This is a genomic window from Vibrio sp. R10-SG3-ISO3 (assembly GCF_059834225.1).
In genome coordinates this window covers 1-17,848 of record NZ_JCBDHE010000044.1, presented here as the reverse complement: position 1 = coordinate 17,848, position 17,848 = coordinate 1, and the positions used below count along the sequence as shown (strand labels likewise).

17 protein-coding genes, 1 pseudogene, 1 riboswitch and 1 other annotated feature are annotated in these 17,848 nt (G+C 48.7%); of the genes and pseudogenes, 4 read left to right on the top strand and 14 right to left on the bottom strand.

What is annotated here, in order from left to right; translation table 11 throughout:
* Positions 1–8: 8 nt before the first annotated feature.
* From hisH to AC6R1A_RS12455, 6 genes are all read right to left on the bottom strand, one after another.
* Complete coding sequence (hisH, locus tag AC6R1A_RS12480; protein ID WP_334550767.1) at positions 9–623, bottom strand: imidazole glycerol phosphate synthase subunit HisH; 615 nt, start codon at positions 621–623, stop codon at positions 9–11.
* Positions 624–634: 11 nt separating this feature from the next.
* Positions 635–1,708, bottom strand: coding sequence for a bifunctional histidinol-phosphatase/imidazoleglycerol-phosphate dehydratase HisB (gene hisB / locus AC6R1A_RS12475; RefSeq protein WP_500632623.1), 1,074 nt, complete (start codon positions 1,706–1,708; stop codon positions 635–637).
* Positions 1,709–1,767: 59 nt separating this feature from the next.
* Positions 1,768–2,841 carry a histidinol-phosphate transaminase gene (gene hisC, locus AC6R1A_RS12470; protein WP_500632624.1) on the bottom strand — a complete coding sequence of 358 codons (1,074 nt, stop codon included), beginning with the start codon at positions 2,839–2,841 and terminating at the stop codon, positions 1,768–1,770.
* A 3-nt stretch (positions 2,842–2,844) separates the two neighbouring features.
* The gene (hisD, locus tag AC6R1A_RS12465; RefSeq protein WP_500626909.1) at positions 2,845–4,143 is read right to left on the bottom strand and encodes a histidinol dehydrogenase; all 1,299 of its coding nucleotides are present in this window, start codon (positions 4,141–4,143) and stop codon (positions 2,845–2,847) included.
* Between the two features lie 5 nt (positions 4,144–4,148).
* A complete protein-coding gene (gene hisG, locus AC6R1A_RS12460; RefSeq protein ID WP_500631623.1) occupies positions 4,149–5,045 on the bottom strand; it encodes an ATP phosphoribosyltransferase in 897 nt (298 codons plus the stop codon).
* Positions 5,046–5,094: 49 nt separating this feature from the next.
* Positions 5,095–5,230, bottom strand: a sequence feature (His leader region).
* Between the two features lie 199 nt (positions 5,231–5,429).
* A complete protein-coding gene (locus tag AC6R1A_RS12455; RefSeq protein ID WP_500632625.1) occupies positions 5,430–7,031 on the bottom strand; it encodes a Na+/H+ antiporter NhaC family protein in 1,602 nt (533 codons plus the stop codon).
* A gap of 111 nt (positions 7,032–7,142) precedes the next feature.
* Positions 7,143–7,324, bottom strand: a riboswitch (Lysine riboswitch).
* Positions 7,325–7,946: 622 nt separating this feature from the next.
* Here AC6R1A_RS12455 and AC6R1A_RS12450 point away from each other — a divergent pair.
* Positions 7,947–8,354 carry an H-NS family histone-like protein gene (locus AC6R1A_RS12450; RefSeq protein WP_334550775.1) on the top strand — a complete coding sequence of 136 codons (408 nt, stop codon included), beginning with the start codon at positions 7,947–7,949 and terminating at the stop codon, positions 8,352–8,354.
* A gap of 51 nt (positions 8,355–8,405) precedes the next feature.
* Here the strand turns inward: AC6R1A_RS12450 and AC6R1A_RS12445 are convergent, their stop codons facing one another.
* Positions 8,406–9,710, bottom strand: coding sequence for an inosine/guanosine kinase (locus AC6R1A_RS12445; RefSeq protein WP_500631625.1), 1,305 nt, complete (start codon positions 9,708–9,710; stop codon positions 8,406–8,408).
* A gap of 134 nt (positions 9,711–9,844) precedes the next feature.
* On the bottom strand, positions 9,845–10,117 hold the full coding sequence (locus AC6R1A_RS12440; RefSeq protein WP_487902049.1) for a hypothetical protein: 273 nt from the start codon (positions 10,115–10,117) through the stop codon (positions 9,845–9,847).
* Between the two features lie 330 nt (positions 10,118–10,447).
* Between AC6R1A_RS12440 and mnmA the strand changes: the two genes are divergently transcribed.
* The 3 genes from mnmA to purB all read left to right on the top strand — a co-directional run bounded on the left by mnmA (position 10,448) and on the right by purB (position 13,760).
* The gene (mnmA, locus tag AC6R1A_RS12435; RefSeq protein WP_500632626.1) at positions 10,448–11,569 is read left to right on the top strand and encodes a tRNA 2-thiouridine(34) synthase MnmA; all 1,122 of its coding nucleotides are present in this window, start codon (positions 10,448–10,450) and stop codon (positions 11,567–11,569) included.
* A 48-nt stretch (positions 11,570–11,617) separates the two neighbouring features.
* A complete protein-coding gene (gene hflD, locus AC6R1A_RS12430) occupies positions 11,618–12,235 on the top strand; it encodes a high frequency lysogenization protein HflD (RefSeq protein WP_500632627.1) in 618 nt (205 codons plus the stop codon).
* 154 nt (positions 12,236–12,389) lie between these two features.
* The gene (purB, locus tag AC6R1A_RS12425; protein WP_500632628.1) at positions 12,390–13,760 is read left to right on the top strand and encodes an adenylosuccinate lyase; all 1,371 of its coding nucleotides are present in this window, start codon (positions 12,390–12,392) and stop codon (positions 13,758–13,760) included.
* A 118-nt stretch (positions 13,761–13,878) separates the two neighbouring features.
* Here purB and AC6R1A_RS12420 read toward each other — a convergent pair whose 3' ends face one another.
* The 6 genes and pseudogenes from AC6R1A_RS12420 to AC6R1A_RS12395 form a co-directional block, all read right to left on the bottom strand.
* The gene (locus AC6R1A_RS12420) at positions 13,879–14,412 is read right to left on the bottom strand and encodes a DUF3833 domain-containing protein (RefSeq protein ID WP_500632629.1); all 534 of its coding nucleotides are present in this window, start codon (positions 14,410–14,412) and stop codon (positions 13,879–13,881) included.
* Complete coding sequence (locus AC6R1A_RS12415) at positions 14,409–14,972, bottom strand: chalcone isomerase family protein (protein WP_500632630.1); 564 nt, start codon at positions 14,970–14,972, stop codon at positions 14,409–14,411. The genes AC6R1A_RS12420 and AC6R1A_RS12415 overlap by 4 nt, the downstream gene beginning before the upstream one ends.
* Positions 14,956–15,480, bottom strand: coding sequence for a DUF2878 domain-containing protein (locus AC6R1A_RS12410; RefSeq protein WP_500626915.1), 525 nt, complete (start codon positions 15,478–15,480; stop codon positions 14,956–14,958). Before AC6R1A_RS12410 ends, AC6R1A_RS12415 begins: the two co-directional genes overlap by 17 nt.
* 3 nt (positions 15,481–15,483) lie before the next feature.
* Positions 15,484–16,746 carry a class I SAM-dependent methyltransferase gene (locus tag AC6R1A_RS12405; RefSeq protein ID WP_500632631.1) on the bottom strand — a complete coding sequence of 421 codons (1,263 nt, stop codon included), beginning with the start codon at positions 16,744–16,746 and terminating at the stop codon, positions 15,484–15,486.
* Positions 16,747–16,846: 100 nt separating this feature from the next.
* Positions 16,847–17,632 carry a DUF1365 domain-containing protein gene (locus AC6R1A_RS12400; RefSeq protein ID WP_500632632.1) on the bottom strand — a complete coding sequence of 262 codons (786 nt, stop codon included), beginning with the start codon at positions 17,630–17,632 and terminating at the stop codon, positions 16,847–16,849.
* Positions 17,632–17,848, bottom strand: a pseudogene (locus tag AC6R1A_RS12395) (FAD-dependent oxidoreductase); the annotation flags it as partial. The gene AC6R1A_RS12400 and the pseudogene AC6R1A_RS12395, both read right to left, overlap by 1 nt.

The following is a 17,848-nucleotide window of genomic DNA, read 5'->3' as shown; positions in this document are numbered from 1 at the left end:
TTATGTCCCTATAATGCTAAAAAGTTTTCAATCAGTTTTGAGCCGGCTTTCGATGAGCGCTCTGGGTGAAATTGCACCCCGTAGTAATTGCCACTTTGCACCGCAGCGGTAAAGGGTTGGCCATACTCACACTGAGCGATGGTGTAGTCGCCGACAGGCATCGCAAAGCTATGGACGAAATAGAAATACTCTCCCTCTTCAATCCCCTTAAACAGTGGGTGATCTGGGGTGGCCGATACCGTATTCCACCCCATGTGCGGGAGCGGAAGATCACCCGTCTCCATCAAGCGTACTTCGCCATCACAAAGACCGAGACACTCAACCGCATTTTCGCCTTGCGTGCCTTTCTCTTGGGAGAGTTTGCCAAGCAGTTGCATACCTAAACAGATACCAAGCAGTGGCTTTTCGACCCGTTTCACCAAATCAATCAAATCACGCTCAGCAAGGTTTTTCATTGCTTCGCTTGCCGTGCCAACACCGGGTAAGAACAGCTTATCCGCAGCGAGCACCACATCAGGATCTTTTGAAATCGTCACGGATTGACCTAGGCGCTCAATAGCGAACTTGACCGATGAGACGTTGGCACAGCCAGTATCGATGATAACGACGTTTTGCTTTGTCATAGTCTCTCTCCTTACAACACGCCTTTACTGCTCGGCAGTTCATTGCCTTCCACTTTAATAGCTTGACGCAGAGTGCGACCAAACGACTTAAACAAGCTTTCGATGATATGGTGATCATTATCGCCGGCTGAAGAGAGGTGCAAGGTACACGCCAATGTATCGGTCAATGAGCGGAAGAAGTGCACCACCATTTCAGTGGATAAATCGCCGACCTGATCGCGGCTAAACTTGGCATCAAACTTCAAGTAAGGTCGACCAGAGAGATCCAACGCGCACTGCGCCAGACACTCATCCATCGGCAAGCTGAAACCAAAGCGGCCAATCCCACGTTTATCGCCCAACGCTTCTTTTAGTGCTTGGCCCAACGCCAGTGCAGTGTCCTCAATGGTGTGGTGATCGTCGATGTGCAGATCGCCTTCCACCTGACATACCATTTGGAAGCCGCCGTGCGTCGCAATTTGGTCTAGCATGTGGTCAAAAAAGCCAAGACCAGTGCTGATGGCGTTGCCACCTTGCTCATCGAGATTAACCTTCACTTTGATGTCGGTTTCTTTGGTGGTTCTCACCACTTCAGCAACGCGAGCATTCACGGTGAGCTCTTTTAAGATTTTCGGCCACCCCATGGTTGCTGGGTGGTATTGGATGCCGCGAATCGCCATGTTTTCCGCCAGTTGAAGGTCGGTCGCGCGATCGCCAATGACCACAGAGTGCTTGAAATCCACTTTGCCGCCTTGAAGGTACTCTTTGACCATACCCAATTTCGGTTTACGGCACGAACAGTTGTCCTCTTCAAAGTGAGGACAAATCAATACATCATCAAACTTCACACCCTGAGAGGAGAAGATTTCCATCATCATGTCGTGCGGCGCATCGAAATCCGCTTGCGGATAGCTGTCTGTGCCTAGGCCATCTTGGTTTGTGACCATCACCAAGCGATACCCTGCGTCTTGCAGCGCAAGCAAACTTGGGATCACATACGGCTCTAGCTTGAGTTTGTCTAAACGATCGACTTGAAAATCAACCGGCGGCTCGACGATTAAGGTGCCGTCTCGGTCAATGAAAAGAATTTTTTGTTGTGTGCTCACTCGAACTTCCTTATCTCAATCTTAAAGGCGCCCGCCACAGCCAGCGCCCATTTGTTTCTTTATTGCGTGTCATCACGCGCTGTAGTAGTTGCGGATAAATAGTAGTTACGGATAAAACCGAGTGTCTTCTCGCACTCATCTCGACTACCAATACTGATGCGAACGCAATCCTCAATCGGCGAATTGCGCAAAATAATGCCAGTGTCCCACGCCGCTTTAAACAGTGCATCACCATCGGGGAATTTCACCAACAGATAGTTGCCCCACCCCTCGAACACCGTTAAACCAGCAATGGTCGACAGGCCCGCTTGCAAATACGCGCGATTGGCATTGAGGTCAAGCACTTGGAACTTGGCTCTAGCAAGCCCTGCCTCTGAGAGAGCTTGGGTGGCAATTTCCGCCACTGGCACAGGCACTGGGTATGGCGCGATCACTTTCAGCAAGACGTTGATCAACGCCTCATTCGCCAAGGTAAAGCCACAGCGCAGACCGGCAAGGGCAAACGCCTTGGACAAAGTGCGCAAAATAGCCAAATTGGGGGACTGAGCCAGTAAATCGACCGTCGATGCTTCTGGACAAAAATCGATGTAAGCTTCATCCATCACAACAATAGCGCGGTCTTGGGTCATCTCAAGCAGTCGGACGATGTCTTCACGCTTAACCAAATTACCGGTTGGATTGTTAGGGCTGCAAACAAAGACCAGTTTTACCTTGTCTAAGTTGGCTTCAATGGCGCTGAGATCCAGTTGCCAATCTTGAGTCAACGGCACCACTTTTTTCTCCACACCAATGGTTTCCGCTGAAATAGCGTACATTCCGTAGGTAGGTGGACAATATAAAATGGCGTCTTCGCCCGGCTCACAAAATGCGCGAATCAGAAGCTCAATACCCTCATCCGCACCGCGCGAGGTCAGCGTTTGTTCAGGTTTCACCCCCGCGTAAGCGGCGTAAGCGTTAATCAACTCAGTAGGTTGGCACTCACTGTAGCGATTCAGGCGGGCGAAATCCATCTTATACTCATTGTTGAACGGCGACTCGTTGGCATTGAGCCACACATCGCCACTGCCGCCAATACGACGTGCTGACAGGTAAGGGGTCAATTGCTGAACTTGTTTGCGTGCTAGCTTTTCCATCTCTTACCCTTGCTTCTGAGCCAATTTTTCTACACGAATGGTAACGGCGCGTTTGTGCGCATCCAGTCCTTCTGCTTCCGCCATGGTCACGACGGTCGGCGCAAGATTTTTAATCCCTTCCTCTGAGAGCTCTTGCACCGTCATACGCTTGGAGAAATCCGCCAATCCTAGACTTGAATAGGTGCGAGTGTAACCATAGGTAGGCAGAACGTGGTTGGTGCCCGACGCATAGTCGCCCGCTGACTCAGGAGACCAATCACCAAGGAAAATCGATCCAGCGTTATCAAGAAGAGGAAGCAGTTCACGTGGGTTCTTGGTCTGTACGATCAAGTGCTCTGGGCCATAGTAGTTCGAAATAGAAACCGCCTGAGTGATGGAATCAGAAATGATGATCAAACTCGACGCCAGTGCTTTTTCTGCAATAGAAGCGCGAGACAGTACTTTGAGCTGACGCTGAACGGCATCCGTCACTTGATCGGCAATCACTGGCGATGGCGTGACCAGCACCACTTGTGAGTCTGGGCCGTGCTCAGCTTGGCTCAAGAGATCCGCAGCAATGAAATCTGGGTCGGCGGTCTCATCAGCGATCACTAACACCTCAGAAGGGCCCGCTGGCATGTCGATCGCGGCACCGCGAAAATCGTTGCTCACTTGGCGCTTAGCTTCTGTGACGTACGCATTACCAGGGCCGAAAATCTTGTCCACTTTCGCCACGGTTTCTGTTCCGTAAGCCATCGCAGCAATCGCTTGACCACCACCAACATTGTAAACTTCATCGATACCACACAGCTTCGCCACGTAGAGGATTTCATCTGCGATCGGCGGTGGTGAGCAGAGTACCACTTTACGACAACCCGCAATCTTAGCCGGTACGCCGAGCATTAATACGGTCGATGGCAGTGGCGCACTGCCACCTGGAATGTAAAGACCGACTTTCTGAATCGCTCGAGTCACTTGTTCACACACAACACCAGGTTGCGTTTCAACTTTAATAGGCTGTGGCTTTTGGGCTTTGTGAAACTTAGCGATATTGGCGTACGCTTGCTCAAGCGCTTGCTTCATGGTTTCGCTTAAGCGCTCTGACGCCGCCTCAATCTCTTGAGTTGAGACTCGAATCGACTCTGGTTTGACGCGATCATACTTTTCCGTCAACGCCAATAGAGCAGCATCGCCTTGCGTTTTTACTTGTGCGATAACCTCAGACACCGCAGCGGTAATATTCGCCCCTTCGGTAATGGCAGGGCGCTCTAAAATGGAGTCTTGCTGAGATTCACTCAATGATTGCCAAACAACTGTTCTCATCGCCCTTACTCCATCATTTTCTCAATTGGCAGTACTAGGATTGAGCTAGCACCAAGCTCTTTGAGTTGTTCCATGGTTTCCCAGAACAAGTTTTCGGTACTCACAAGGTGAACGGCCACTTTTTGTTTATCAGCAGAGAGCGGCAAAACGGTTGGATCTTCTGCGCCAGGAAGGAGCGATTTGATCTGCTCAAGTTTGTCTGCTGGGGCGTGCAGCATGATGTATTTCGACTCTTTCGCTTGCTGAACGCCTTGCATACGAGTCAATAGCTTATCAATCAGTTTGGTTTTATCTTGTGCGAACTCACCTTTGCGCTGAATAAGGGTCGCTTTTGATTGGAAGATGACTTCCGCTTCTTTTAAGCCGTTCGCTTCTAAAGTAGCGCCGGTAGACACTAGGTCGGCGATGGCATCAGCAAGGCCAGCACGTGGCGCGACTTCAACAGAACCGGTCAGCATACAGGTTGAGAACGGTACGCCTTGCTCATCCATGTAGGCTTTTAACAATTGTGGATAGGTGGTAGCGATACGCTTACCGGCCAAATCTTGCGGGCCGTTGTACTCTTCATCCTTATCGATCGCAATAGAGAGGCGGCAGCCACCAAAATCGAGACGGCGCAATGTCACAAACTCACTAGGCTCACCCAATGCTTTGCGGTCTAGGCGGACTTCTTCCAATTCGTTTTCGCCAATGAAACCAAGATCAACCACACCGTCCATGATCAAACCTGGGATATCGTCGTCACGCACAAGCAGCAAATCGATTGGCATGTTCTCTGAGTGAACCACCAGCTTTTCACCCATGACGTTAAATTTCACACCGCACTTTTTCAGCAGTGCTTGGCTCTCTTTACTTAGACGACCTTTTTTCTGAATGGCGATTCTTAGGCGTTGTGTTTGCATGACTCTTGTATCCCTGTGTTCGAAATCTTTCAAAACTTTAGACTTAAAAACTAAAAAACCCTCGGAAGGTTTGTCTCCCGAGGGTCATAAATCATTATATTTGCGATTTTTACCTCCGGGAGTTTCCTATCTCCCGGGTATGCGCACATCTCCCGAAAGACTAGATTGGGTGATGGTGATGATGAATGTTCATTACAAAATTGCGCATACTGAAAAAGCTCTCTTAGCTCGCTTGGTTGATACCCACACTAACCAAGCTCAGGGATCTTTTCAACCTTTAATTTCAACTTTTTCTTATTTGTCTAATACAAATAAGAAAGGAGGCCAAAGCCTCCTTAAAATAATCAATAGAATCTGTCAGTTAGATACGAACTGTCTATCGTTTTAGGACGTCGCACAGCTCGCTAGCTTCGACTTAGACATCATTGAAAGCACCGCGCACACGGCCACAAACGCCACGCTGGCGACCGCAAATGAGAGACCGACCGACGCTGTCATACCGAGAGTGATAAAGCCGACACAAGAGATCGCTGCTACAGATAACGCATAAGGTAACTGAGTCGAGACGTGATCAATATGATTACAACGAGCACCCGTCGAAGACAAGATCGTGGTATCCGAAATCGGTGAGCAGTGATCACCAAAGACCGAACCGGCGAGCACCGCACTCAGCATTGGCAACATCAAGGCAATATCTGTCGCCCCAGCCATATCACCCGCAATCGGCAACATGATACCGAATGTCCCCCAAGAGGTACCGGTTGAGAACGCCATTAGACCCGAGAGCAAGAACAGGATAACCGGCAACCAATGCGGGTTGATGCTACCTTGCGCCAGCGTTGACAGGTATTTACCCGTGTTCATGTCACCAATCACGCTACCAATGGTCCACGCGAAGACTAGAATGAGGATCGCACCAAACATTGAGCGCGCACCAATCCACAGTGTACGAGCAATTTCGATGGTCGCAATGCGTTGCTTAACCACCGTAAACAGCGCGGTTGCCAAACCCACAATACCACCGTAGATCAAAGACAAACCCACATCGGTATTTTCAAAAGCGCCCAGCAGATTAAACGCTTCGCCATCCGCTTTGAGCGCTTGACCACCGGTGTAAAGCATGGCCGCGACCGTTGCAATGATTAACAGCACAATAGGCAAAACCAAATCAAGGACGCGTCCGCCTTCGCTTTCACGAATATCCAGCTCTTCATTGAGCTCGTGCGCTTCTTTGGTGTCGTTCTCTGCATCTTTGTCAAAACCACGGCCTTGAGACGCCGCAATTTCATGGCTGCGCATCTTACCGATGTCGAGACCAAACCAAGCCACAGCAAACACCATCAACAGCGCAAATACCGCATAGAAGTTCATCGGAATCAAACGCACGTAAGCGCCCAACGCGGAATACTCTGTGATGCCATGAGACACTAAGATGCCACCAATGATGGTCATAATGTAGGCACCCCAGCTTGATGCGGGCATCAAGACACACATAGGGGCAGCGGTCGAATCGAGAATATAAGCCAGCTTAGAGCGAGAGACGTAAAAACGGTCCGTGACTGGGCGAGAAATCGCGCCCACCGCCAAGCTGTTAAAGTAATCATCGACAAAAATGAACACGCCCAAAAACGCAGCAAGCAGTTTTGAACCGCGTTTACTTTTCACACGAGACTGCGCCCATTCAGCGAACGCGCGAGTGCCGCCTGAGAGCGTCAGCAGTGCTGTCATCATACCGAGCAAAAGCAAGAAGCCGACAATACTCATGTTCCAAGTATTGAGGCCACCGTCTTCTACGAAAACGCCCGATACGGTTGACGCAAGATAACCCGACGCACTCGAAAACGAATAGTCGTTAAGCAATACGGCACCTAAAACGATACCCACACCGAGAGACACAAGAACGCGACGCGTAATGATCGCAAGACTCAACGCCACGAGTGGTGGCAAAAGAGATAAAGGAGATGAGGCAAAATCAATTAAATTCATGATCTTCAAAAACCAGTAATAAATGGTTAGAGATCTACTGCAGATTAGTCAACCGCACGAGGCCGTTGATAATGTTGAACTTAGCGACAGGGAAGTAGACACTTCACCCAACCCTACAGTAGCGCTCCATAGTTTTACACATTATAGACTATGGCAGTGTTAGCCCTTTCGAGACTAACCCCAGCGAACTCCTTTGATATGGAAGCCCACTTCGGCGAGATAACCTTTCACGCATGCTCATTGGCATCACCCCAACAAACGCTAATATTTTATTCCGCTCCTCTACCGCACAACCAAAATAATCAACCAATGAAACATCAAATTAACAAAGGTTTTACTGTAGTCATGCATTAGGTGGCGCCATTGTACCCATCTAAAACTGCATTTCAACAATTTGGCTCGTTTTGTTGTCACTTTTATTGCTTAGCGATGGTACAAACAGGAAGCCAACTCTCAATTTGATGACAATTCACACTGTGCTGACGTTCAACGCCCGGGACATTAAAAACTCGGTGTTGACTGCAATGCCAAATAGATAGCACTTTCTCCAAGTCGAAATATGTGCTGTGATCGAAATCGTAAAAGAAAACGTATTGAGGTGGTTCATTTGAACTATATCGACATTATAATGCCAACTATTAGGCAAATTCGTTCTCATGCTGATTTCGGCGACTTTTATCTAAACAGTACCATCAGGATAAGAAACGTTTAATAATAGATATGAAACTCTATTATTAAATCTGAGCGTCAAAACAAGACTTAGCCGAATGATCGCTCCAATAAAGTAAAGAAAGGTAAATTTGGCTGACAGTAACAATAAATTTATCGCATTCTGCTAAGAATGGATTGTAATGTTTAAATATCAGGATTAGTATTTAAGAAATACTCTTAAATAAGATAACAATGAGAGATGTTATGTCTGAACTAACAAAAACACTATTAAATATTCGTAGTCTTCGTGCAGCAGCACGTGAACTGACTCTTGAGCAACTGGAAGACGCCCTAAGCAAATTAACGACAGTCTTTACTGAGCGTAAAGAAGAGGAAGAAGCGCAGCGTGCAGCAGCGGCAGAGCAAGAAGCCAAACTGGCTGCCATTGCTGAGCAAATTTCTAAAGAAGGTATCGATATTGATGCCCTTTACTCTGCGCTTGCTGGTGAAACAAAAACCAAAACAAAATCGAAACGTGCACCTCGTCCACCAAAATATAAATACGTGGATGCAAGCGGAGAAACTAAAACTTGGACAGGTCAGGGTCGCACCCCATCTGCTATTCAACAGCAATTGGATGCAGGCAAGAGCCTAGAAGAGTTCCTGATCTAACTTTCGATGTAAGTTAGTTCAAAAAAAAGCGCCTTTCGGCGCTTTTTTCGTTTATCGTTCCCAGTAGGCTTCTTCCAAGCTATCTTCTCGCTCTGGTAAACCTTTCGAAAGACGTGGAGAGTGCTGAACCAATACCTCATAACTGGCACGGTTGGAATACTTACATACTTGTGAAAAGGAAGAGTAAGTTAAAAACGCATGCGCGTGTTTACTCGAGTTGGGCACATTTTCTTTGTGGTATTTATTCGCGGCCATATCGTGCAATAACGCAGACAATGCCGCATCACCGGCGCCATTGGTGTTTTTAATTTTCTCCGGACCACCCATGTATGGTGAAATATGGGAATATACTTTGATCGCTTGATCGCAATTATCTTTTAATGCAGGGCGGCTAAATTCATAACGATTGAATTCCGCAATACTACCTGGCAACAAAGGCAATGACGTTTCACGTTTGGCCGCGTCTTCGGTATAACCGGCCATAAACAAGCCAAGTGGCCCAGCAGTACACAGCACCAAATCGACCCACTCCAAGGCTTTGTCTGATGCCGCAAGCGGGTCGCTCTCCCCAGTGAGCGCATGCGCCTCATCTTCATTCATCGCTACAACGGTGACATGATCGCGCAAAAATTGCTGCCAAAACTGCGGGTCATCTTGGATGACAAACTTAGTCCCTAACGTGAGAACGACCGGTACATCGTGCTTTTTCGCGTACTCAATAGCGCGCATGGTCGCTTCTGGCATCGGATCGCCCGCTTTGCAGCGCACCAAATACGCAGTCAGCACCAGTGCAGAAGCATTTTTAAAGATTTTTTCTGGAATGCTCTCTGGTTTAAGCTGGTTCATCTGCCCTTCACTAATGGCAAAAGTGCGCTCCCCGTCTTCGGTGATCAGCGCGAAGCAGCGTCCAATCGCGCCGTCGACACCTTGCAGATAATTCAAATCCATTCGACTGGAGGTATTGCACAAATAACGATAACCGTAACTGCCGATCTTGATGTCCTGACTCATGACACCAAGCAGCGTCGAACGGTCATCCGCCAACACAGAATAGTTGTGCAAGGTATTGCCAATCGTGCCACCCGCGTATTCATTGGTGATCAAATCATCGCGCTTAAGTTCGTCGTATAACGCTTCGGCCGTCGCATCATCAATCACCAGTGAGTGTCCCTTACTTAACTGGTATTTTTCGATGAGCGTGCTACACACTTTGGCTTCAATATCCACTAAGGTTTGGTCGATACCAATAATGTGGGTGCGGGACATTTTCTTGCTGTCCTGCGCTTGAGTCACTAAAGGATCGCGAGCATGAACCGGGAAGTAATGTTTGGATTTGCGTTGGCCGGGAAATTTCATAATCAGAGTAAAGTAAGGGATAAAAAGTGGCGCGATTCTACCGCGCCCTTATTGGCGCGGCAACTCCCGCTAGCATAGCAAACGTTTGCTCGCACATTTAACCTGGCACAACGTCGATAACGATTAGCGGCGGCTTATTCACCTTCCATAAAACTCAAATCTGGCAATAAATCCAAGTGCTCGGAATAGCGTTTAAGATTAAACTCACCATCGTTTTTCATCACATCAAAAATTTCGATTGAGACTGCGCAAGCCATCATGGCAATTGCTTCGTCTCTTGCTGTGCCCGTCATCATCAAACGCATTAACGTTTCTTTCACTTTGATGGGGTTGCCATCTTGGAGTTGGTTTTCAATCACTTCAATAAGTTGCGTTTCTTGCAGCAGTTCGTCTTGGTGTTCAGTCATGAGGGGTTCACTTAATAATGAGATAGATGAGCCTAGGACTCTTGAATTTCGCCCACTATGCCACAACTAACCCTGCATTACCCAATGATATCCGTGCTAACTGTCGACGTAATGACCATCAACGCAATCAACCGATATGTTGTGATATTTACGCGAGGTACATTGCCGTGTTTAGCAGATAACTTGGGCTCTATTTGTCGAACTATGGGCTGCATAACAACCTAGCGAGAACAAGCTGAAAAGCATGGGTGTGATTTCGATCTCGGATCTGTCACCGCTACCGGCTTTCTGCTAGAATTTGCATCCAGTTAAATTGAGTGGTGTGACCTAATGTCTGAAAACTGTACTGACAACAGTAAAAAGAAAGTCATCGTCGGTATGTCTGGCGGTGTAGATTCGTCCGTTTCTGCCTACCTGTTAAAGCAACAAGGCTATCAGGTTGAAGGCTTGTTCATGAAGAACTGGGAAGAAGACGACAACGAAGAATACTGTACAGCAGCAGAAGATCTCGCCGACGCGCAAGCGGTGTGTGACAAGTTGGGCATCCACCTGCACACCATTAACTTTGCTGCCGAGTACTGGGATAACGTATTCGAATACTTTTTGGCGGAATACAAAGCGGGCCGCACGCCGAACCCGGATATTCTCTGCAACAAAGAGATCAAATTTAAAGCATTCTTGGAATTCGCCGACGAAGTCCTCGACGCCGACTACATTGCGATGGGTCATTACGTGCGCCGCACCTTCCCTGACAATGGCGAAGCACCTAAGATGCTGCGTGGATTAGATGGCAACAAAGATCAAAGCTACTTCCTTTATACACTAAGCAGTGACCAAGTAGCGCGTAGCCTATTCCCTGTTGGCGAGCTTGAAAAGCCGGAAGTGCGACGCATCGCCGAAGAGCAAGATTTGATCACCGCCAAGAAAAAAGATTCCACCGGCATCTGTTTTATTGGTGAGCGCAAATTTACCGATTTCTTATCTCGCTATCTACCTGCGCAACCCGGTAAAATCGAAACACCGGAAGGCAAAGTGATTGGCGAGCACCAAGGTTTGATGTACCACACGCTAGGCCAGCGCAAAGGACTACACATTGGTGGTCAAAAAGGCGGCGGCGGTAATGAAGACCCTTGGTACGTGGCAGACAAAGATCTGAAACGCAATGTGTTAATTGCTGTGCAAGGTGCAGATCACCCTCTGCTCAAGTCTGAGGGTTTGGTGGCTTCACAGTTACATTGGGTCGATCGCACACCGATTCGCGAGTCAATCAAATGCACGGTAAAAACCCGCTATCGCCAAACCGACATCCCTTGTACCATCACACCTATCGATGATGAGAACATCAAGGTTACCTTTGATGAGCCTCAGGTGGCGGTGACCCCAGGGCAATCTGCGGTATTTTATGATGGTGATGTGTGCTTAGGTGGCGGTATCATCGAACAGCGTCTGTAATGGACAGTGTGTCTGTAATCAACAGTTTATTGATAGGAGTACGATTCGGTGGCTAATGCACTCTATGACCGCACCATCGCCTTTGCCGGTATTTGCCAGGCTGTCGCTTTGGTTCAACAAGTGGCGAAGAACGGTTACTGCGACAATGACGTGTTCGAAACCTCGTTAAAAGCGGTCTTAAACACCAATCCAAGCAACACAGTGGCGGTGTATGGTCGTGAATCCGATCTTAAACTGGGGCTTGAGTGTTTAGTCAAAGGGATCGATAGCACGCCAGCAGGCAGCGAAATCACACGCTACATCATCAGTCTCATGGCGCTTGAACGTAAACTCAGCGCCCGCCGCGACTCGATGTCTCAGCTTGGCGATCGCATCCAAATGTTGGAGCGCCAACTCGAGCACTTTGACCTACACAGCGAGCAGATGATCAGCAACCTTGCCAGCGTCTACCTGGATGTCATCAGCCCGGTGGGTCCACGTATTCAGGTCACTGGCACACCGTCCGTATTACAGCAGACTAGCAACCAGCACAAAGTGCGTGCTTTATTGCTCTCTGGCATTCGTAGTGCCGTGCTATGGCGTCAAGTGGGCGGCAAACGTCGCCACCTTATTTTTGGACGCAAGAAGATGGTGGAGCAAGCACAAATTTTGCTCGCCAGAATGTAAGATACACCACAGAGAATCTTGGCTCGCCACTCGGCGAGCTTATTTTTTCTCTGTCGGATAAGAATCGCGCAAACGTTTGCGCAATATTCGTGACAATTGCCACAGTTATTGGTATAAAGCTCACCAGATTTAAAACCCAATTCAGGAGAACATCATGGAACTGTCAGCACTGACTGCTGTTTCACCCGTAGACGGCCGTTACGGTAGCAAGACAATTGCACTTCGCAGCATCTTTAGTGAGTTTGGTCTACTAAAGTACCGCTCTATCGTTGAAATTCGTTGGTTACAAAAGCTCGCAGCGACCGATGCCATCGCAGAAGTTCCTGCCTTCAGTGCAGAAGCGAACCAGTTCCTTGATGACCTAGCGGCCAACTTCTCAGAAGAGGACGCGGCTCGCATCAAAGAGATTGAGCGCACAACCAACCACGACGTCAAAGCCGTTGAGTATTTCCTTAAAGAGAAAGTCGCTGGCGTTCCTGAACTGCATGCCGTGAACGAATTCATTCACTTTGCATGTACATCAGAAGACATCAACAACACTTCTCACGCTCTTATGCTTAAAGAAGCGCGTGACAGCGTGATTCTTCCTGAAATCAAAAATATCATTGATGCGATCAAAGCACTGGCTGTCGAGTACCGCGACATCCCGCTACTCTCTCGTACTCACGGTCAACCAGCATCACCGACCACTATGGGTAAAGAGATGGCGAACGTGGCGTACCGTATGGAACGTCAATACAAGCAGATCGAAAATGTTGAGATTCTCGCGAAAATCAACGGCGCAGTGGGTAACTACAACGCGCATCTTTCCGCCTACCCTGAGCTTGATTGGCACCAGTTCTCTGAAGAGTTCATTACGCAATCTCTTGGCGTAACGTGGAACCCATACACGACGCAGATCGAACCGCACGATTACATCGCAGAACTGTTTGATGCCATCGCACGTTTCAACACCATCCTTATCGATTTCGATCGTGACGTTTGGGGTTACATCGCACTGGGTCACTTCAAGCAAAAAACCATTGCTGGTGAAATTGGTTCTTCAACCATGCCACACAAGGTGAACCCAATCGACTTTGAAAACTCAGAAGGCAACCTAGGTTTATCAAACGCGGTATTTGGCCACCTAGCACAAAAACTGCCTATCTCTCGTTGGCAACGTGACCTAACGGACTCTACCGTGCTACGTAACCTTGGTGTGGGTGTGGGTTACGCAATCATTGCGTACACGTCGACCCTAAAAGGCATCAGCAAACTGGAAGTGAACCGTGAAGCCCTGCTTGCTGAGCTAGACAAAAACTGGGAAGTGCTTGCGGAGCCTGTGCAAACCGTTATGCGTCGTTACGGTATTGAGAAGCCATACGAGAAGCTAAAAGAGCTCACTCGTGGTAAGCGAGTTGATGGTGAAGCAATGCGTCATTTCATCGACGGTCTAGAGCTTCCAGAGCACGAAAAAGCGCGTCTGAAAGAGATGACACCTGCGAACTACATTGGTCAAGCCATCGAGCTGACTGACAAGCTGTAAGCGAGCGTTCTCGCAGCAACAATCAAAAGACTTTGCCTCGGCAAAGTCTTTTTCATTTGTGGCGTTTTCATTTCAGGTTATGTGAGCCTCGCTTAGAGATGAGGACTGTTTAAGGCGCCTACTGCTTTTGGAAAAAGAGCGTGATTTGCCCCACTTCCATCCCCCATTTCTTTATCTTGGTCAGGTTGAACACGTGCCGTTCATCTTGTCGATATAGCCAATCATCAAAACTGACCGACACACTGCCGTCATCCAATTGCAGTTCAAAATCATATTGCCATTGCAGCGCATTGCCGACTTCTCTTCCGCGGGCGGTACCGATGATGTCATCGGCTTTTCCGGTGTAGCGACCAGCGTCACTGCGTGTTATCGTCCAGATGCGCTGACTCAACTCGCCATCATCAAAACGAAAATCTTCCACCAGCGTTAACGTGTCACCCTCTACGTTTCCGTCAATAGTGACGAAAAAACGCCGAGTCTGTTTATCTGTATAGTCTTGCACCATACCCCACGCGTGGGTTTCGCCTTGAAAATAGTCGAACAAGTCAAAAGCTGGACTGCTAGTTTGGTAGTCATCAATATCGGCGCTACACCCCACTAATACGACACTCAAAAGTATCGCCGCGAAACGAGCACCTAAACGAGATATCATCGCTGCTTTCCTATCAGTTGTTGACGCAATCTTGGGTAGTCAGTGTTGGGGGAAAGCCATATTGAGACAAACGCATCATTAAAGGCTTCATCGTCGATAATGCCAATGCGCTGCGTATCCGACTGACGCGTATAATAAAACTCACCCACTTGACCGTTGGTCACATAGGTTAAGTTGTGCCCCTGTTCGATATTGGGGAAAACCTCGGCCAAACGAGTCAACCAACCTTGTGCAACCTCTTCTCTGTAGCCGAGTTTTTGCCACTGCTCCATCGTGGCATTGAGTAACTGACCTTGACTGATGTTACGCTGATAAGTAATGGAGAGCGCGAGTGGATGAGGCGTCACGTCGTCACTTTCCCGGTATTGACCATTGGGCGCGCGTAACTCCGACTGGTAAATATCAAAAAAGAGCATGGAGAGCTGCGCCTGACCGACCACCGGCCAGTGTGACCATAGCGCGTTCTGCGTCTGTTCATTATCTCCCCCTGAAACGTGTCCCGCTGAAATGGAGGCGTGCGCGTATTGAGACAAGCACAGCACGCTAATCAGGAATGTCATGACCTTTTTCATTGCCGTATATCCTTAACATCAAACCTATCACCACCATCCACTGACCAAAAAGAATCAGTAAACTGAGTGTGGGAGAATAGCCGAATTCAACCGCACCAAGCCGCTCTCCCGCCCAATAACTCAAAGCGCCCGAGAGCCCTCCTATCACTGTTACGATCCAACTGGGGTATGTATTCACCAAGGGCAACAAAAAAGTGCTGTACCAGATGAATATCGCCCAAAGCGCCGATAGCCAAATCGGTATCAACCAAGTTGAATGCATCGCGTACTCGAACCGCAGTACCCCCGCAAGCATATTGACACTGTCGATGCCAATACCAACAGCGAAAACGATACCAACAAAACTCAAAGGCAACGGCTTAGCTGACACCCCTATGGTGACCGCATAAGTCGCCACCACCAGCGCAACCAACCACCATTGCCACGCCTCATTGCCTAATACTGCGAGCAGCCAAAGCGCTTGAAACCAGCTCGATATCAGCAGTAAACGAATCATCAGTTATGGTCGCTGAAATGTCATATGAACGGTGCTGATGCTCTTGGCTTTAAAGCCCCCTTCGCAATAGCAGAAGTAGTAGTTCCACATGCGAATAAAACGCTCATCAAACCCTAAGTGTTTGACGCGCGCCAGCGAACCATTAAAGCGTCGATGCCAGTGGTTGAGCGTTTGCGCGTAGTCCTGACCAATATCGAATAGGTTTCGCAGCACCAAGTCACTGTGTTTGGTGGTGGTTTGTGTCAAGGCCGTGATGGATGGCAGAAATCCTCCCGGGAAGATGTATTTCTGGATAAAATCCACATTGTCGCTGTAATAGTCATAGCGCTGATCGGCAATGGTGATCGCTTGAATGGCCATCAATCCACCCGGGCGCAGTAGAGACTGACACTTCTCGATATAAGAGCGCAGATACTGTTTACCGACGGCCTCTATCATCTCGATAGATACCAATTTATCGAACTCCCCCTCAAGCAGACGATAATCTTGCTTGAGCAAAGTAATATTATCCTGCAAGCCAAGTGCTTCTATCCGGCTCGCGGCGTATTGATATTGTTGCTCAGAGATAGTGGTTGTGGTCACATGGCACCCGTAGGTCGTCGCCATGTAGATGGCCATCGCGCCCCAACCCGTGCCGATTTCAATCACTCGGTCTTGCTCGTTGAGCTGCAATTCCTGACAGAGTCTCTCCATCTTATTGATCTGCGCTTGTTCTAATGAGTCACTTGGGTCAGTAAACAGCGCCGAAGAGTAGAGCATCTCTTTATCGAGGAAGGTTTGATATAACTCGTTGCTCAAATCATAGTGCGCTTCAATGTTCTTCTGCGCCTTCTCAACCGTATTGCGATTTAACCAATGGCCGAGCTTATAGAGGATTTTAGAGAGTAAGCTGCTGCGACTTTCCAAGGCATCCAACGCGGATAAGTTCTTCGCCATCAATTCCATCACTTGGGTCAGATTCGGGCTGTCCCACCAGCCATCCATATAGGCTTCACCTGCTGCAATGCTGCCCCCCTTGAGTAGACGCGCGTAAAAGCCGGGGTGCTTAACTTCAACAATGGCATGGGGTCCATTATCTAAGTGCTGATTGGATCCGTGATGCTGACCAAACGTCTCTTGTCTTTGACTGCCATCACTGTCACTAAACACTTCTCGTATGGTCAGTGTCCCGACCTGCAGATGGGACAGAGTCGAAAAGGCGAGATTACGCGCCGTTTTTTGCACAGTGGTCAGCGCTCTTGGTATGGGCATTACTTGCGAATTCATTGTTCTCTTTGCTCCTTGCAACATGTCCGGCGGACTCTGTTTTGTGCGTACATTTGTCTTTGTTTTAGGTGCTAGGGTTTTAGATGGCTATACGCCTTGGCTAGCTGTTGGTCTCTTTGTCTTGGTAGCCGGGTTCTTGGGAACCGGGATGGGAATAAAAAGGCGCCCCTTTCACCCACAGTTTCAACGCGTGCCAATAAATACCTATCACCACTTTTACTGCCATAATCGGCGTTGCGATCAATCGCTTAGCGAGTTGAGTGGAGGTAAGAGGCTGTTTGCGCATCGCCATCGTGGCATCAAACACTTTGGTTCGCGTTGTCTCCTCCGCATTACTATGACATTCAAGATGGACAAACAGAGACTCAGTGAGCGGTTTGAGGCGCCATACGTAAGTCTGTTTAATTGGGTTAAACGGTGACACATGAAAAGCCTTATTGTGACGCCAAGTGCTGGCATCATTGGCATCCACCGCATAGTAATGGCGCTCGTTCCAAGGCGTGTTGGAGACCTCTGCCAATAAGTAGCGCCATTGCCCTTGTTCATCATAAAGGTAGTAAAAATTGACCGGGCTGAAGTAAATCCCGAGGTACCTAAGATGGAGGACGGCTTCAACGCGGCCTCGCAGGGTAACACCCGTCAGCGCTTCGACCTTGTCTTGCACCGCGACCTTGAGACTGCCCTCGCCAACATAGTCACTGCGTTTGAATCTCGCCCAGTGCCACCAGCGTGTACCAAATGCCCAGACTCTGCTCTCCAGCGCCTCTAGCTCATCCAAATCGATGCACGGCATAAAGAGCGGATAATTGAGACTGTGCGAGATGGGCGAAAAACGCCGATGTCTCACATCCCCCACCAGCAGTGCACTGCGCAACGCGTCTGTCATTAGGCGGCTCCTCGTGTCGTCTGCGCGAGGGCTTCGATACCGCGAACTACATCCAGGGCGCTGCGTACACCGTCCTCGTGGAATCCGTTGTACCAGTAAGCGCCGCAAAACCAGGTTTGACTTTGCCCGTTGACTTCCTCTCTGCGGCGCTGGGCGTTGAGAGATTCGGTATTGAACACAGGGTGATGATAGTTGAAGGTACGCAGCACTTTACTC

Bases quoted from the DNA above. Each gene is read 5' to 3' on its own strand.
- hisH (WP_334550767.1), bottom strand. From the start codon at position 623: ATGACAAAGCAAAACGTCGTTATCATCGATACTGGCTGTGCCAACGTC.
- hisC (WP_500632624.1), bottom strand. From the start codon at position 2,841: ATGGAAAAGCTAGCACGCAAACAAGTTCAGCAATTGACCCCTTACCTG.
- hisD (WP_500626909.1), bottom strand. From the start codon at position 4,143: ATGAGAACAGTTGTTTGGCAATCATTGAGTGAATCTCAGCAAGACTCC.
- hisG (WP_500631623.1), bottom strand. From the start codon at position 5,045: ATGCAAACACAACGCCTAAGAATCGCCATTCAGAAAAAAGGTCGTCTA.
- AC6R1A_RS12455 (WP_500632625.1), bottom strand. From the start codon at position 7,031: ATGAATTTAATTGATTTTGCCTCATCTCCTTTATCTCTTTTGCCACCA.
- AC6R1A_RS12450 (WP_334550775.1), top strand. From the start codon at position 7,947: ATGTCTGAACTAACAAAAACACTATTAAATATTCGTAGTCTTCGTGCA.
- AC6R1A_RS12445 (WP_500631625.1), bottom strand. From the start codon at position 9,710: ATGAAATTTCCCGGCCAACGCAAATCCAAACATTACTTCCCGGTTCAT.
- AC6R1A_RS12440 (WP_487902049.1), bottom strand. From the start codon at position 10,117: ATGACTGAACACCAAGACGAACTGCTGCAAGAAACGCAACTTATTGAA.
- mnmA (WP_500632626.1), top strand. From the start codon at position 10,448: ATGTCTGAAAACTGTACTGACAACAGTAAAAAGAAAGTCATCGTCGGT.
- purB (WP_500632628.1), top strand. From the start codon at position 12,390: ATGGAACTGTCAGCACTGACTGCTGTTTCACCCGTAGACGGCCGTTAC.
- AC6R1A_RS12420 (WP_500632629.1), bottom strand. From the start codon at position 14,412: ATGATATCTCGTTTAGGTGCTCGTTTCGCGGCGATACTTTTGAGTGTC.
- AC6R1A_RS12415 (WP_500632630.1), bottom strand. From the start codon at position 14,972: ATGACATTCCTGATTAGCGTGCTGTGCTTGTCTCAATACGCGCACGCC.
- AC6R1A_RS12410 (WP_500626915.1), bottom strand. From the start codon at position 15,480: ATGATTCGTTTACTGCTGATATCGAGCTGGTTTCAAGCGCTTTGGCTG.
- AC6R1A_RS12405 (WP_500632631.1), bottom strand. From the start codon at position 16,746: ATGAATTCGCAAGTAATGCCCATACCAAGAGCGCTGACCACTGTGCAA.
- AC6R1A_RS12400 (WP_500632632.1), bottom strand. From the start codon at position 17,632: ATGACAGACGCGTTGCGCAGTGCACTGCTGGTGGGGGATGTGAGACAT.